Annotated in this window: 14 protein-coding genes and 1 pseudogene; 1 reads left to right on the forward strand and 14 read right to left on the reverse strand. The window is 45.7% G+C overall.

Annotation, left to right across the window (positions count from 1 at the left end):
• Positions 1-125: 125 nt before the first annotated feature.
• The 13 genes and pseudogenes from J7445_RS03725 to J7445_RS03785 all read right to left on the reverse strand — a co-directional run bounded on the left by J7445_RS03725 (position 126) and on the right by J7445_RS03785 (position 14,493).
• Positions 126-437: a helix-turn-helix domain-containing protein gene (locus J7445_RS03725; protein ID WP_070646835.1), complete on the reverse strand. Its 312-nt coding sequence runs from the start codon at positions 435-437 to the stop codon at positions 126-128.
• Positions 434-802, reverse strand: coding sequence for a type II toxin-antitoxin system RelE/ParE family toxin (locus J7445_RS03730; RefSeq protein ID WP_209283162.1), 369 nt, complete (start codon positions 800-802; stop codon positions 434-436). Before J7445_RS03730 ends, J7445_RS03725 begins: the two co-directional genes overlap by 4 nt.
• Positions 803-833: 31 nt before the next feature.
• Complete coding sequence (locus J7445_RS03735; RefSeq protein WP_209283163.1) at positions 834-2,057, reverse strand: tyrosine-type recombinase/integrase; 1,224 nt, start codon at positions 2,055-2,057, stop codon at positions 834-836.
• Between the two features lie 365 nt (positions 2,058-2,422).
• Positions 2,423-3,700, reverse strand: a complete 1,278-nt coding sequence (locus J7445_RS03740; protein WP_209283164.1) for an RHS repeat protein — start codon at positions 3,698-3,700, stop codon at positions 2,423-2,425.
• 251 nt (positions 3,701-3,951) lie between these two features.
• Positions 3,952-4,380: a hypothetical protein gene (locus J7445_RS03745; protein ID WP_239650755.1), complete on the reverse strand. Its 429-nt coding sequence runs from the start codon at positions 4,378-4,380 to the stop codon at positions 3,952-3,954.
• A gap of 32 nt (positions 4,381-4,412) precedes the next feature.
• Entirely contained in the window at positions 4,413-5,528 is a 1,116-nt protein-coding gene (locus tag J7445_RS03750) for an RHS repeat domain-containing protein (protein ID WP_244969538.1), read from the reverse strand.
• Between the two features lie 167 nt (positions 5,529-5,695).
• Positions 5,696-6,100, reverse strand: coding sequence for an immunity 22 family protein (locus tag J7445_RS03755; RefSeq protein ID WP_070857907.1), 405 nt, complete (start codon positions 6,098-6,100; stop codon positions 5,696-5,698).
• 37 nt (positions 6,101-6,137) lie between these two features.
• On the reverse strand, positions 6,138-6,773 hold the full coding sequence (locus tag J7445_RS03760) for an Imm43 family immunity protein (protein ID WP_209283165.1): 636 nt from the start codon (positions 6,771-6,773) through the stop codon (positions 6,138-6,140).
• Positions 6,774-6,782: 9 nt separating this feature from the next.
• Positions 6,783-8,096, reverse strand: a complete 1,314-nt coding sequence (locus J7445_RS12445) for an RHS repeat-associated core domain-containing protein (protein ID WP_483407003.1) — start codon at positions 8,094-8,096, stop codon at positions 6,783-6,785.
• Between the two features lie 262 nt (positions 8,097-8,358).
• Positions 8,359-8,934 carry a hypothetical protein gene (locus tag J7445_RS03770; protein ID WP_209283166.1) on the reverse strand — a complete coding sequence of 192 codons (576 nt, stop codon included), beginning with the start codon at positions 8,932-8,934 and terminating at the stop codon, positions 8,359-8,361.
• A 26-nt stretch (positions 8,935-8,960) separates the two neighbouring features.
• A pseudogene (locus J7445_RS03775) lies at positions 8,961-12,089 on the reverse strand (RHS repeat-associated core domain-containing protein); the annotation flags it as partial.
• A 260-nt stretch (positions 12,090-12,349) separates the two neighbouring features.
• The gene (locus tag J7445_RS03780) at positions 12,350-12,718 is read right to left on the reverse strand and encodes a DUF7716 domain-containing protein (protein WP_004694758.1); all 369 of its coding nucleotides are present in this window, start codon (positions 12,716-12,718) and stop codon (positions 12,350-12,352) included.
• Between the two features lie 23 nt (positions 12,719-12,741).
• Entirely contained in the window at positions 12,742-14,493 is a 1,752-nt protein-coding gene (locus J7445_RS03785) for an RHS repeat-associated core domain-containing protein (RefSeq protein WP_483407004.1), read from the reverse strand.
• Here J7445_RS03785 and J7445_RS12450 point away from each other — a divergent pair.
• On the forward strand, positions 14,389-14,826 hold the full coding sequence (locus J7445_RS12450) for a hypothetical protein (RefSeq protein ID WP_425326071.1): 438 nt from the start codon (positions 14,389-14,391) through the stop codon (positions 14,824-14,826). The genes J7445_RS03785 and J7445_RS12450 overlap by 105 nt on opposite strands.
• Positions 14,827-14,996: 170 nt before the next feature.
• On the opposite strand, the gene J7445_RS03795 is transcribed toward J7445_RS12450, so the two are convergent.
• The gene (locus J7445_RS03795; protein WP_004520051.1) at positions 14,997-15,542 is read right to left on the reverse strand and encodes a hypothetical protein; all 546 of its coding nucleotides are present in this window, start codon (positions 15,540-15,542) and stop codon (positions 14,997-14,999) included.
• Between the last annotated feature and the right edge of the window lie 4 nt (positions 15,543-15,546).

Consider the following 15,546-nt stretch of genomic DNA (forward strand, 5'->3'; position numbering starts at 1 on the left):
TTCACTCCATGTTCTTTTTCTGACGGCATAAAACGGATTGAGTGACCCTATCCCCAAAATCAACGGGTGGGCGTTGTGTGGTACTTCGCGGCGGCAATATATCCGCTCCTTTTCTGTTTCCAGTATCAGGCAATCGCCTCAATTCCCTTGTTCTTAACGATAGTAAGCAGCTTTAAAGCCGCGCCGCTTGGCTTTTTGATACCCCGCTCCCATTCGGAAACTTGGTTTTTGCCGATGTTTAGATACATGGCAAAAGCGGCTTGAGATAATGCTTCACGCTCTCTGATTGCCTTGATGTCTTCGCCGCTCAATGGTTTGATTTCGGTCAGGCATGATTTGTCAAAATCGCGCATTGTTTTTTTGTCAATAACACCGATGTCGTGAAGTCCCTGCATGGTTTCATGTATTGCTGCGAAAATCTCGCTTTTGTATTTCATGGCTGTATCTCCGTGAAAGTGCCGTTTGATTTGGCTTGTTCTATGTCGGTTTCCGTCATTGCCAAGATGATGGCGGCGGCTTTCTTTAATTCTGCAAGTTCTTTATCTGTGATGTTTTCTCGGTCGTTCTTGGCAAAGGCAGTCATGAAAAACGCCCGTTCCCCACGCCTGAAAAATATCAGACTACGATAACCGCCGCTTCTGCCTTGTCCTTGCCTAGCTATGCGCTGCTTGATAACACCGCCGCCTAAATCTGCGTCTATCACTCCTTTACCTGCCCGCTCTACCGCTTCTATCAGATCGGAATCGCTGATTTTGTGCTTCTTGGCAAATTTCGTTATCCACTGGTTTCTAAATATCCGCATGGTTTTCTTTCGTAATGCTTAAGATGATAGTTTATTCTGCCGTTTCCTGCAATATGCCTGAATGTGCTTTCAATTCATCAAGATAATCAGCCCATGCCTGCACCATATCGGCGCGTTGTTCTAAATATTTCGCATGGTTGTAGGCTGCTCTTGTCGTGTTGGGGTCTTTGTGGGCTAGTTGCCTTTCTACCCAATCGGCGTTATAGCCCATCTCATTCAATATCGTGCTAGCTGTATGTCTAAAGCCGTGCTGTGTGGTTTTTTCCAAGAATCCTAAACGGTCTAATGCTTTCCGTATTGCCCCTTCGCTCAAGGGCTGTTTTTTGCTGGTGTTGTAAAACACATATTCATAATGCCCCGTTACGGGTTTCAAGCCGTCAAGTATTGCTAAGGCTTGGCGGCTCAAGGGGACAATATGGTCTATCTTGTTTTTCATGTTTACGCCGTCTTTATAGTATTGCTGCGCCTCCCAATCAATTTCACACCAGCGCAATAAACGCAATTCGGCAGGGCGGGCAAACACATAAGGGGAAAGCTGCAATAGGGCGCGTGTTTGCGGAAAACCTGTGTAACCGTCAAAAGCCCGTAACACTTCGCCTAGCTTTTGTGGGTCTCTAATGAAGCGGTAATGTTTCTGCTCCACTTTTGCCAATTCCCCCCGCAATTCGGCGGCGGGATTGAACAGGCTCAAGCGAAGTTTCACGGCATATTTGAAAACTTGATTTACTACGTCATAAACTTTCTGTACCTTGTCATATTTCCCCGCCGATTCCAGCCTCTGCAACAGTCCTAAAACCTCAAGCGGCATGATTTCGTCTATTTTGCGTGTTGCAAGGTCAGGGAAAATATGAAGCTCAAGACTGCGGATAACTCTTTGTGCATGGTCGGGCTTCCATTTATTCGGCTTCGCTACTTGGTCGCTGTGCCATTTGCGCGCAATAGCCTCAAATGTGTTTTTTTGCCGCTCTGCCTGCCTCTGTACTTTGTCTTGCTGGTGTAGCTTAGGGTCTATCCCTTTTGCTATCAGTCCGCGCAATTCTTCGCGTTTTTCTCTTGCTTCTTTTAAGCTGATTTCAGGATAGACACCCAGTGGCATTTCATCGCGTTTGTTGTCGCTTGGTCGGTAGTAACGAAAACGCCAGTATTTGCCGTTTCCCCTTGCTTGAAGATATAACCCTCCACCGTCTGATAATTGATTCGGCGGTTGTAGTTTTTTGCATTGGCTATCTGTAAGCGGTAGCGTCTGTTTAGGCATTTTTAATCCAGTTTGGGGTAACTTTTAAAAACTCATTAAGCCATTGTTAATAATTGGTTTTATGGATTTTTTGGGTAACTTGTTTAAAAAAATAGGACTAATCTGCCTACTTTTTGGGCTTGTTTTTTGGGTAACTCATGAAAAGTTACCCTATAAATTGCGAAAACTCAATCATACGCCAGCATATTTAAGGTAACAAAAAAGCCTTGAAACCGTTAAGGCTCAAGGCTTTATGCGTATTACAGGATACTGCTGAAAATAGGGTATGGTGGAGGCGGGGGGAATTGAACCCACCTAGCCCGTAACCAGTAGTATGTGTATAGACAAACGCCCTTGATTTAGGGCGTTTTTTATCTGTTCATATACTACTGGTTGCGGTCATTTGTGCCACAATTTGTGCCAAACCCAACGAGGGTATTCCCATTGATACTCAAACCAACCAATACAAAAAAACAAACCGCTCGGTGCCAAGTCTCGGGTCGGTCTTTCAGACGACCTTCATTATTGCTTTGGCCGTATTCGGTCTGTTGCATCAACTGTCCGGCAGCATCGTAGCCGTAGGCAGTAATTTTGCCGTCCCAGCCGGTTTCTTGGATCAGGTTGTCGGTCGGGTCGTAATCGAGACGGTAGGTTTCGCCGTTTTCGTTGGTGAGGACGGTCAGACGGCGGGCTTTGTCGTAGGCGTAGGCGAAGGTATGGCCCAGCGCGTTGGTGCGTTTGAGCGGCAGTCCGTCCACTGCGAGTTCGTAGGCGGTTTTGGCACCGAGTCCGTCGATGTGGGCGGTCAGACGGTTGAGGCGGTCGTATTCGAAGGTTTCGTGACTGCCGTCGGGATAGTCGGTACGGACGGGGTTGCCTGCTGCGTCGTAATGGTGGCGGGTGGTATGGCCCAGCGCATCGGTAACGGTTTCGAGATCGCCGTATTCGGTGTAACCGAAACGGGTGGTTTCACCGGTACAGTCGGTAAAGCAGACGAGCTGGTCGAGGGTATCGTATTGTAGGCGTCGGGTTTTGCCTAAGGCGTCAGTAATGGTTTCGGGCAGCCATTGGGCGTTGTAGTCGTAGCTGGTGGTGTAACCGGCGGGGTCGGTGATGCTGATGAGGTTGCCGCGTCCGTCGTAGGTATAGGCGGTAATCCTGCCTGCGGGATCGTTGACGGCAACCGGCAGGTTGAGGGTTTCGTGGTAGTCGATTTGGGTGCTGCTGCCGTCCGGCGCGGTGATGGCGATGACGTTGCCTTCGGTATCGTAGAGATAGCGGGTTTCGCGTCCGAGCGGGTCGCGTTCTACGGTAATGCGGCCGTAGTCGTCGCGTTCGCTGTCGCTGCGTTGTCCGTCGGCGTCGATGCGGTAGACGAGTTCGCGGTTTTCGTCGAAACCGTACACTTCCGTCCGCCCCAATGCGTCGGTAACGACGGTATGGTCTTTGCGGTAGTCGAACGTCCATTCTTCGCCGAGGTTGTTGCTGCTTTTAAGCACTTTGCCATCGGTGTCATAACGGTCGTATTCGTAGCGGGATACCAGTCCGTCGGGCTGGCTGTGTTCGACCATGATGTGGTTGCGGTAGGCGAAACCGCGCAGTTTTTTGCCGTCGCGTCCGTAAACGGCGGTCAAATCGCCGTAGCCGTCATAGTCGTAGCGCACCAGTTCCTTGCCGTTGAAGGTGACGGAAGTGAGGCGGTGCGCCGCCGTCGGGGGAGGCGATTTGGCAGAGGTCGTCTGAAAGTTGGTTTTCAGACGACCTCTATGTCAACTGCTAATGAGATTGTTAAAGAACAAATGTTTCAGACGACCTCAAAGAAGATAGTGAGGTCGTCTGAAAAACAGAAACCGCGTGCGTGCTTACCGCACACACCCTACGTCAGGACTGAAGGTTTTGTCCGGGCTACGGCTTGCTATGATTCACTAATAGCATCTATCCATTTATTTTCCAATAACCATTTTTCAACATCATATAAGAAATTAGGGTTAATTTTTTTAAGTATAGGAAATTGTCTTTCTTTTTTCTTCATGGTTTCAAAAAAATATCGATAAAACTCCTTACCTAGTATCTTTCTTTGTGCATCTATATCTTTTTTAATAGGTATAAAATCTTCTTCATAAACAACAATGTCAAATCCAAGGGCATTATAATTATCTTCTTTTGAATATCGAGATTTAGATTTCCAGCCGCTATCTTTTTCTAAACACCTGAAACATAACACTAAATCAAAAGGAAATTCAGTATATTTTTTCAGAATAGGCTGTAAGCCATTCTCTATTTCGCTATCTAATATACTAACTTTACTCCATTTTGGAGAGTCACTCGTAGTTCGTATTTCCATATTCATCTCCTTATCTTAAAAACAAAATAAAACTAATGCTTACATTTATTTCCCGCTGGTAATTTACCCCTTCTCTTAATATATTTAATAATTTTCAACCTTTCCCAACGTTGCATAGCCTTCTTAGGCCCCTTCATGACTCTTATATATTTTAAATTATTTCTATCTAACCATTTTTGAGAATACCGACGCTGAACACCTTTTACAATATTTTTTGTTTCCCCAATTTTCCAAATATCTCCTTTTTTCAACCATATCTTACCCACAGGCTTACGTTTACCCCATTCCATTACAGGGTAAAAACCATCTTTTCTTGCAACAAGATAATAAAGTTCTTTGAGTCCTAAAGGATCAATCCAACTTTGTGTATTGGGGGAAAATTGATAGAAATTTTCTCCTCCTACCAAACCTATCACGTCTTGGCTTACAAAACGTCCTGTGTCTGAATCGTAATAGCGGAAATAGTTATAGTGGAGTCCTGTTTCAGAATCATAATACTGGTTTTGAAGTCTGAACGGCTGATGCGCATCCTTGTAAACCCGCCCGTCCTTTTTCAGACGACCCCAGGCGGTGTATTCGCCGTACCATAACAGATTGCCGTGGATGTCGGTCATCTCGCGCGAGATGCCGATTTGGTCGTTGTGGAAATAGGCGAGGTATTGCGCTTCGTCTTGGTTGTTGCTGAAGACTTGGGCTAAGGGTTCGTAGCTGTCTTGGTCGGTGTAGATATAGGTGTAGCTGCCTTTGTAGGTGTATTCCTGCAATAGGCGGCTGCCGTCCCAGACGAAATGGGTACGTTTCGGAGCGGTACTCGTCCAGGCGAGTTTGTCTTGGCGCTCTTTGGAGAGGCGGCGTCCGAACGGGTCATAGGCGTATGTCCAGATCTCGGTATTGCCGGCGGGCTTTTTGATTTCGGCGCGGACGAGTTGGTTTTCTAGGTCGTATTGGTAATATTGGTTTTCGCCATTGGGCAGCTGGCGGTAGATCAAATTGCCCAATGCGTCGTAGGTGTATTCGATGCCGTTGTATTCTTTGAGGCGGTTGCCGCTGACAGGGTTAAGGTGTGCAGGTGATTTCAGACGACCTTGAGTTTTGGGGTCGTCTGAAATCGGAGCGGTCGTTTTGCCCTCTCCCCGGCCCTCTCCCACGGGAGAGGGAGTAAATGTGCAGGCTGCTTTTGAACCGTTTTGGAGCTTTGAAAGCAGCCTGCACTTTTTCAGGTAGCCCGAAGGGGGTGTGGGCAGCACATACCTACCTTGCGTCGGGACTGAAGGTTTTGCCGGGCTACGGCTTACTGATTAATATTTCACTGCCACTAACGATATTTTTTTCTCGGGTCTTTGAAAGTTCCTATAAACTTCAAATCATTGTAAAGTTTACCTGGATTTTCTTCATAAAATGTTGCATTAGAATAGTAATATAAAGAATTACCTTCATTTATTCCTTTCTCTTTTGCTACTTTCACAATATCTTTTATAACTTTATTGGAGTGTGCCCCAACTTCTTCTGCTAACACTTCAACTGGCACAATTTCTCCATTATCTGTCTGGAATGCCACAAAATAATCAGAATCAATAAATGAAACTCCAAAATCTGCAAAAGCTGGACAATGAGAATCTGAGTCCTCCATTCCATCTGTATATTCATTAAACTCATCAGGTGTTTTAAAAGATGTCCCCATCCACACAGAAATCATATCTTTAGTTGTTATATCAATCATATTAATAGACTGTAATTCAAAATGTTCTATATTCTTATTAATCCCAATAACTGTCTAAATTATTCAATTCCTTCCACTCTTCCAAAGAATAAAGAAAAGGCAAAGAAAAGTTTTCCAATATTTTTTCTTTTAAATTTTCTGACACCATAAATGCTCCTGAATAATTATGATTGGAAGACAATAAAATATCCTTATCCGAATTAGTATATGCCTCCAGCGAAAAACCTTTTTCATCTCTTCCTAAATCCGGGTAAACAATTTCATTCTCAATTTCCCAGCTAACTATTCTTACCAAATAATAGATTTTATTCGTCAATAGCTCGCCTTTTGTATTGACAATAATTACCTTGCTCATACCAAAATCATGATCAAACCCGTATTTTTTAATAAATTCCAAAAAACGCGCTGACATGATAAAGAAATCATTATATGGAAGAAAATCAAAAGTAACACCTCTTGCTTTCTTTAAGCAGACATAAACTTTTTCAGGCATTGGAGGAATTTCTTGTCCCTTTACGAACCAACTCCATGGAAAGTCAAAATCAGGATGCGTTTTTTTAGGGTTAAACTTCTCTGATATACCTAGAACACCACTACTTACACGTGGTAACCCCATTTTTTCTGCTTTATCCATGCTTTGTAGGGCATATCCCCATACTAGTAATTTTTTCATAATATCCTCCTAATCTAATCGTTTAGGCGAGTTGGTAGATCCGCATCCTCCAACGGATAAAGACTTACTTAAGCGTTTTTTCAACCTTTTTTGTAAATTCTGTACACGTTTTCGTGCTTGTGCTGCTGTAATCTTTCCTTGTTGGAATTCGCCTCTTATTTTTTGCAACTCGCGACTTACACTATCATTGTAGTTCTTATGAGACCCTTGATGGAAAAATTCTCTAAGTGCGCCTCGAGCATCCGCTTCGGTTGAAGGCATATACAGACCATTAGTCCAACTATCTCTGCCTAATCCTTTGCCTTTCATGCCGATACTGTTAAAAAATGCTTTGTTTTCTTTCCAAACTGCCTGTGGAATTAAATGGTGCGTCTGCCAAGAAGAATCTGGGCGGAACATTCCCTGAGATTCCATGCTTTTACGCAAGCGATAGCCACTCTCTCCCAAAGGATCAACCCATTCTTGAGTATTGGGCGCAAATTGATATAGGTTCTCCCCACCAATTAATTTAATCGGGTCCTGATTCACAAACCGCCCGGCCTCAGGCTCGTAATACCGCATCAGGTTGTAGTGCAGCCCGGTCTCTTCATCGAAGTATTGGTTCTGCAATCTGAACGGCTGATGCGCATCCTTGTAAACCCGCCCATCCTTTTTCAGACGACCCCAGGCGGTGTATTCTCCGTACCATAACAGATTGCCGTGGATGTCGGTCATCTCTCGTGGTATGCCGATTTGGTCGTTGTGGAAATAGGCGAGGTATTGTTTGCCGTCTTTGGCGTTGTCAAAGACTTGCGCCAGCGGTTCGTAGCTGTCTTGGTCGGTGTAGATATAGGTGTAGCTGCCTTTGTAGGTGTACTCCTGAAGCAATCGCGTTCCGTCCCAGACGAAGTGGGTGCGTTTCGGGTCGGTGCTCGTCCAGGCGAGTTTGTCTTGGCGTTCTTTGGAAAGCCTTCTGCCGAACGGGTCGTAGGCGTAGGTCCAAATTTCGGTATTGCCGGCGGGCTTTTTGATTTCGGCGCGGACGAGTTGGTTTTCTAAATCGTATTGGTAATATTGGTTTTCGCCGTTGGGCAGCTGGCGGTAAATCAGGTTGCCCAATGCGTCGTAGGTGTATTCGATGCCGTTGTATTCTTTGAGGCGGTTGCCGCTGCTAATGTTGCTGCCCTTCCCTTCGGCCGCTTTGTCGGAAAGGATGTTGTGGGCGGGGTCGAAGGCGAAGGTTTCGCTGCGGCCGCTTTGGCTGTTGCGGGCTTCTTGAATGCGTCCGATTTTGTCGTAGATGTAATTGAGTACGCCGCTTCTTTGATCGGCGCTTTGGATCAGGTTGCCGGCTTTGTCGTAGGCGCAGCAGCGGTTAAGTACGTTACAACAAAGGTCGTCTGAAAGTTGGTTTTCAGACGACCTCTATGTTAACTGCTAATGAGATTGTTAAAGAACAAATGGTTCAGACGACCTCAAAGAAGGTTTTGAGGTCGTCTGAAAAGTTTTAGTAATTTTTGTCAGACGGCCTCACAGTGTTGATTACGTGTATGCTAGGAGCACCTATTACTCATGTAGACTACACTTGTTAAATAAAAAATAAGATTCAAAGTTCGTTATATTTTAATGGTAAGCATAAAGATTCCATAAAGCTTTTAGCTTTTTCAGAAACAAAAACTCCTAATCTATCCCCTGTACCATGATAAAAATCCGATTCATTATCAATAACATAATCCCATTCTTGAGGAGATTTTTTATGAAAACTAATAAAATCATTAGCTTTTATCCACCACAAATTTGGCATTTTGTCTGCAATTGATTGATTGTGCCTACCTTTATCAATTACATCATCAATGGAGTAATATTTTTCAAAATAATCTTCTGAAAGATTTTTCCAATCACACTTAATAATTTTATTTTTGACTGCAAGAATTGCAGTAAATCCAGTTAGTCCTGAAGTAAATAAAGAATCTTTAATTTTCTGGGAAACTATCAAGCTTCTATTCGATACATAGGCCTCTGGTACATCAGGACCTAGTCGATCAATATATATTTCAGGGCTAGGAACATTTCTAGTTTTTTTAGAGGCATGTCCTTCCCATAAAATATGAGCAAAATCGCCGTAAATATCAGTTTTTTCAGAAAATGAGGAAAGATCGCTATAAACTTCAAATAATTTCATAATTATTACCTTTTACAAAAAATCTATTATTTTTTTCCAATTATAAAGGCAGTTGGCCCATTTCGTTTATATTTTCTAACATAATTTCTAGTTGCTCTAGGAATGTTGTGTTGTTTCATCATAACTTGTATTTGATCCATTATGTCAGATAATTTGAAATTAGGATTATTACTAAACCAAGTTTTCCATTGCTGGTTCCAACCTCTCCTATGTATATCATCATGTTTTTTTGCATCAATACGTACTATTTGCTGATCTATAAATTGCCGTCTTGCCTTTTTACTTTTAAGTCCACATTGTTCTAATTGAGCTACAAAATCTTCATCTTTAAGCATTTCTTGAGGAACAGTATGATGATCTCGCATCGCATTAGGCCTTTGTGATCTTAAGCGGTGGTTTGGCTTTCTATCCAAACCTAAAGGATCTAGCCAATCTTGCCCATTAGGAGCGAACCAATAAAGATTTTCTCCGCCAGCTAATCCAATCGGGTCCTGATTGATGAATCTACCAGTGTTTGGCTCATAGTAACGGAAGAAATTATAGTGCAGCCCGGTTTCTTCATCATAATACTGGTTCTGCAATCTAAACGGCTGATGCGCATTCCGATAGACGCGTTCATCCTTTTTCAGACGACCCCAGGCGGTGTATTCGCCGTACCATAAGAGATTACCATGGATGTCGGTCATCTCCCTCGGTATACCGACTTGGTCGTTGTGGAAATAGGCGAGGTATTGCTTGCCGTCTTTGGCGTTGTCAAAGACTTGCGCCAGCGGTTCGTAGCTGTCTTGGTCGGTATAGATATAGGTATAGCTGCCTTTGTAGGTGTACTCCTGCAATAGGCGGCTGCCGTCCCAGACGAAGTGGGTGCGTTTCGGTTCGGTGCTCGTCCAGGCGAGTTTGTCTTGGCGTTCTTTGGAAAGGCGTCGTCCGAACGGGTCGTAGGCGTAGGTCCAGATTTCGGTATTGCCTGCGGGCTTTTTGATTTCGGCGCGGACGAGCTGGTTTTCTAAATCGTATTGGTAATATTGGTTTTCGCCATTGGGCAGCTGGCGGTAAATCAGGTTGCCCAATGCGTCGTAGGTGTATTCGATGCCGTTGTATTCTTTGAGGCGGTTGCCGCTGATAAGGTTGGGGTTGGCAGGTGATTTCAGACGACCTTGAGTTTTGGGGTCGTCTGAAATCGGAGCGGTCGTTTTGCCCTCTCCCACGGGAGAGGGAGCAGATGTCGGGATGTCGAGGATGTTGTGGGCGGGGTCGAAGGCGAAGGTTTCGCTGCGGCCGGTTTGGCTGTTGCGGGCTTCCTGAATGCGTCCGATTTTGTCGTAGATGTAATTGAGGACGCCGCTTCTTTGGTCGGCACTTTGGATCAGGTTGCCGGCTTTGTCGTAGACATAGCGGCGGTTGACTGCGCCGCCGGCCAGCGGGTTTTGTTTGCCGCTCCAGACGGTACGCTGGCTTTTCAGACGACCCATGGGGTCGTAGTCGTACAGGCTGCTGATGCTGCCCTGCGTCCTTTGGATTTCTCGGTGCAGTTTGTCGCGTTCGATGTCGCTGACGACTTCGCCGTCGAGGCTGATTTGGTGCAGGTGTCCGCTGCCGTAGTACAGGTAATCGATATGGCGGCCGTCGGGCAGGATGGTGCGGATGCGGTTGCCTAACGGGTCGTATTGATAGCCTACGGTGGCGCTTTGGCCGTTATGGACGGTGGTTTCGCCGATGAGGCGGTCGAGTTCGTCGTAGGCGAGTTCGACGCTGCTGTGTTGGTTGCGGGCTTTGGTCAGGTTGCCGGTAATCGGGTCGTAGTCGAAACGGGTGCGGCTGATGCCTTCGTCTTTGCTTTGTCCGTTGCGGCTGGAGACTTTGCGGCTTTGTTTTTCGATCAGTTGGCCGAGGATGTTGCGTTTGAAATGGTGGATGTGCCAAGTTTCGGGACGCTCTTTCAGACGACCTTCATTATTGCTTTGGCCGTATTCGGTCTGCTGCACCAGTTGTCCGGCGGCATCGTAGCCGTAGGCGGTGATTTTGCCGTCCCAGCCGGTTTCTTGGATCAGGTTGTCGGTTTGGTCGTAATTGAGACGGTAGGTTTCGCCGTTTTCGTTGGTGAGGACGGTCAGACGGCGGGCTTTGTCGTAGGCGTAGGCGAAGGTATGGCCCAGTGCGTTGGTGCGTTTGAGCGGCAATCCGTCCACTGCGAGTTCGTAGGCGGTTTTGGCACCGAGTCCGTCGATGTGGGCGGTCAGACGGTTGAGGCGGTCGTATTCGAAGGTTTCGTGACTGCCGTCGGGATAGTCGGTACGGACGGGGTTGCCCGCTGCGTCATAGTGGTGGCGGGTGGTATGGCCCAGCGCATCGGTAACGGTTTCAAGATCGCCGTATTCGGTGTAACCGAAGCGGGTGGTTTCGCCGGTACAGTCGGTAAAGCTGACGAGTTGGTCGAGGGTGTCGTAGTGTAGGCGTCGGGTTTTGCCTAAGGCGTCGGTAATGGTTTCGGGCAGCCATTGGGCGTTGTAGCCGTAGCTGGTAGTGTAACCGGCGGGGTCGGTGATGCTGATGAGATTGCCGCGTCCGTCGTAGGTATAGGCGGTAATCCTGCCTGCGGGATCGTTGACGGCAACCGGCAGGTTGAGGGTTTCGTGGTAGTCGATTTGGGTGCTGCTGCCGTCCGGCGCGGTGATGGCGATGACGTTGCCTTCGGTATCGTAAAGATAGCGGGTTTCGCGTCCGAGGGGATCGCGTTCTACGGTAATGCGGCCGTAGCTGTCGCGTTCGCTGTCGCTGCGTTGTCCGTCGGCGTCGATGCGGTAGACGAGTTCGCGGTTTTCGTCGAAACCGTACACTTCCGTCCGTCTCAATGCGTCGGTAACGACGGTATGGTCTTTGCGGTAGTCAAACGTCCATTCTTCGCCGAGGTTGTTGCTGCTTTTAAGCACTTTGCCGTCGGTGTCGTAACGGTCGTATTCGTAGCGGGACACCAGTCCGTCGGGCTGGCTGTGTTCGACCATGATGTGGTTGCGGTAGGTGAAACCGCGCAGTTTTTTGCCGTCGCGTCCGTAAACGGCGGTCAAATCGCCGTAGCCTGAATCGACTTCAGCAAACGGCAGCCGTGCGCCGCCGTCAAGGGAGGCGATTTGGTAGAGGTCGTCTGAAATTTGGTTTTCAGATAACCTCTATGTTAACTGCTAATGAGATTGTTAAAGAACAAATGATTCAGACGATCTTAATAAAATATTGAGGTCGTCTGAAAACAGGTTATCTCTACTCAACAACCCAATCGATTCCTGATTAAACAAACTGCCAAGTTTGAGGTTCGTAGTAACCGTATCAAGTTGTAATGTAGATAAGTCTCCTAGTTTCCTTACACTAATATATCCGTAATCGTAGAGAGGAAATCTAAAATAATACCTAAATATAGATCTTAAAATTCAATGTAATCATCATTATCCATGTAATAATTTAGAGCATCAATAAATTGATCTTTTGTAAAATTTGGATACCGTTCATCTAAGTCATCGTAAACATCCATAAATACATCCCCACTACATAAAATATCTAATCCATTTTCGTTTACAAAATCAGGAAAAACTTCTTTTCCATCCATTATTTTTGGGCCGTTATCCAAATAACAAACCGTCTCTAAATCAAGAATACTCTCATCTTCATCAGAAGAAATATATATGTATGGAAATTTGGCAAATTTATCAGTATCATCATCATTGAATAATCTAGCACAATCAATAACTTCTGATATACTAATTTTTCTTCTATAAAATTTATCTAAATTCATTTTTTGTTCCTTCTATGATTAAATTAACATTTACCTAATGGTTTACCAGTGCGACCGTTTAATTTTCCTCGTCGACCTGGTCTACCACCTCCCCATATACTTCTTCCGCCTTTTCTTTGTGGGTGATATAGACCATGATTTCTTCTATGGTCATTATAATCAACCAGTACCAACCTTTTTGTACCCTCATGATGATGCCACGTTAGTCCCTGTTTATTTTTACCTTTTCCCCAATTGGGACTTGAACTCATATCTCCAGATTTCATCCATTCTTTTAATTCAGGATAACGATTAAGCATATCCCGTTTAAATGATGGATTAGATTCCATTTTTTTAATAAATGCCTTATTTGCATCATTAAATTGCACAGCATCACTTGAATATCTAATTCCTGAATCTAACTTATGGTCAAAGAAAATATGGTATTTCCCATTATTAGGTCGAGTAGCTAATCCTAACGGGTCAACCCAAGCCTGTACACTCGGAGCAAACCAATAAAGATTATCCCCACCCCACAACCCAATCGGGTCCTGATTCACAAACCGCCCGGCCTCTGGCTCGTAATACCGCATCAGGTTGTAATGCAGCCCGGTCTCTTCATCGAAGTACTGGTTTTGCAATCTGAACGGCTGATGCGCATCCTTGTAAACCCGCTCGTCCTTTTTCAGACGACCCCAGGCGGTGTATTCGCCGTACCATAAAAGATTGCCATGGATGTCGGTCATCTCCCTCGGTATGCCGACTTGGTCGTTATGGAAATAGGCGAGGTATTGTGCTTCGTCTTGGTTGTTGTAGAAGACTTGGGCTAAGGGTTCGTAGCTGTCTTGGTCGGTGTAGATATAGGTGTAGCAGCCTTTGTAGGTGTACTCCTGCAATAGGCGGCTGCCGTCCCAGACGAAGTGGGTGCGTTTCGGGTCGGTGCTCGTCCAGGCGAGTTTGTCTTTTCTTTCCTTACTCAGTCTTCGCCCGAACGGGTCATAGGCATATTCCCAAATCTCGGTATTGCCGGCTGGCTTTTTGATTTCGGCGCGGACGAGCTGGTTTTCTAAATCGTATTGGTAATATTGGTTTTCACCGTCGGGCAGCTGGCGGTAAATCAGGTTGCCCAGTGCGTCGTAGGTGTATTCGATGCCGTTGTATTCTTTGAGGCGGTTGCCGCTGCTAATGTTGCTGCCCTTCCCTTCGGCCGCTTTGTCGGAAAGGATGTTGTGGGCGGGGTCGAAGGCGAATGTTTCGCTGCGGCCGGTTTGGCTGTTGCGGGCTTCCTGAATGCGTCCGATTTTGTCGTAAACGTAATTAAGGACGCCGCTTCTTTGGTCGGCGCTTTGAATGAGGTTGCCGGCTTTGTCGTAGGCGTAGCGGCGGTTGACGGCGCCGCCGGTCAGCGGGTTTTGTTTGCCGCGGGGTGTTTGTGTGCCGTTCCAAACGGTACGCTGACTTTTCAGACGACCCATGGGGTCGTAGTCGTACAGGCTGCTGATGCTGCCCTGCGTCCTTTGGATTTCGCGGTGCAGTTTGTCGCGTTCGATGTCGGTAATGACTTCGCCGTCGAGGCTGATTTGGTGCAGGTGTCCGCTGCCGTAGTAAAGGTAATCGATAGGGCGGCCGTCGGGCAGGATGGTGCGGATGCGGTTGCCCAACGGGTCGTATCGGTAGCCTACGGTGGCGCTTTGGCCGTTGTGGACGGTGGTTTCGCCGATGAGGCGGTCGAGTTCGTCGTAGGCGAGTTCGACGCTGCTGTGTTGGTTGCGGGCTTTGGTCAGGTTGCCGGTAATGGGGTCGTATTCGAATCGGGTGCGGCTGATGCCTTCGTCTTTGCTTTGTCCGTTGCGACCGGAGACTTTGCGGCTTTGTTTTTCGATCAGTTGGCCGAGGATGTTGCGTTTGAACCGGTGGATGTGCCAAGTCTCGGGACGCTCTTTCAGACGACCTTCATTATTGCTTTGACCGTATTCGGTCTGTTGAACCAGCTGTCCGGCGGCATCATAGCCGTAGGCGGTGATTTTACCGTCCCAGCCGGTTTCTTGGATCAGGTTGTCGGTTCGGTCGTAATCGAGACGGTAGGTTTCGCCGTTTTCATTTCAGACGACCTCTATGTTAACTGCTAATGAGATTGTTAAAGAACAAATGGTTCAGACGACCTCAAAGAAGGTATTGAGGTCGTCTGAAAAACAGAAACCGCGTGAGTGTGTACTGCACATACCCTACATCAGAACTGAAAGTTTTGTCTGGGCTACGACTTACTAAACGGTTTTAGGCTATTTAGGCTTGCATCTATTTATCTATATTTCTTAATATCCTGTAAGGTAATTATATTATTTCTTAAATCATCTAAAAATAACAATTGAATTTCATATTCACGTTTTAAATTTTCCTCCTCTATTTTGCCATCTTCAGAGTATGGGAAATTCGCTAAAGCATCTTTCCAGTTAATTACGTTTTCAGCACATGCAGCAAAGTAATAACTATCAGATGATTTTTGTTGTATACCTAGTAACATATTTCGAATCGAAGCTAATAATTCTATAGTTCCTTGTGTTTCTACCATATCATTTAATGGATCATCATCATCCCAATTTATATCTTCTATAGCTTTTTGAGAGATTCCAATATTTATTTGGGAGAAATCATACCAACCAGCTTTAATGATAGCATCACAGAGTTGGTAGTTCACATTTGAATTAGTTATTTTAGTCATATTTTCTTTTATTTTTTTCTCAATGATCAGTGCATTACAGCACCAAGCTGCAAATTTACATTTCTTTTGTAGATCCATTTGATCTAAAAGAGATTGTACTTTTTCAATATGTAATTCTATATTCATAATT

This window comes from Neisseria sicca (genome assembly GCF_017753665.1).
In the GTDB taxonomy this organism is placed as follows: Bacteria; Pseudomonadota; Gammaproteobacteria; order Burkholderiales; family Neisseriaceae; genus Neisseria; species Neisseria flava.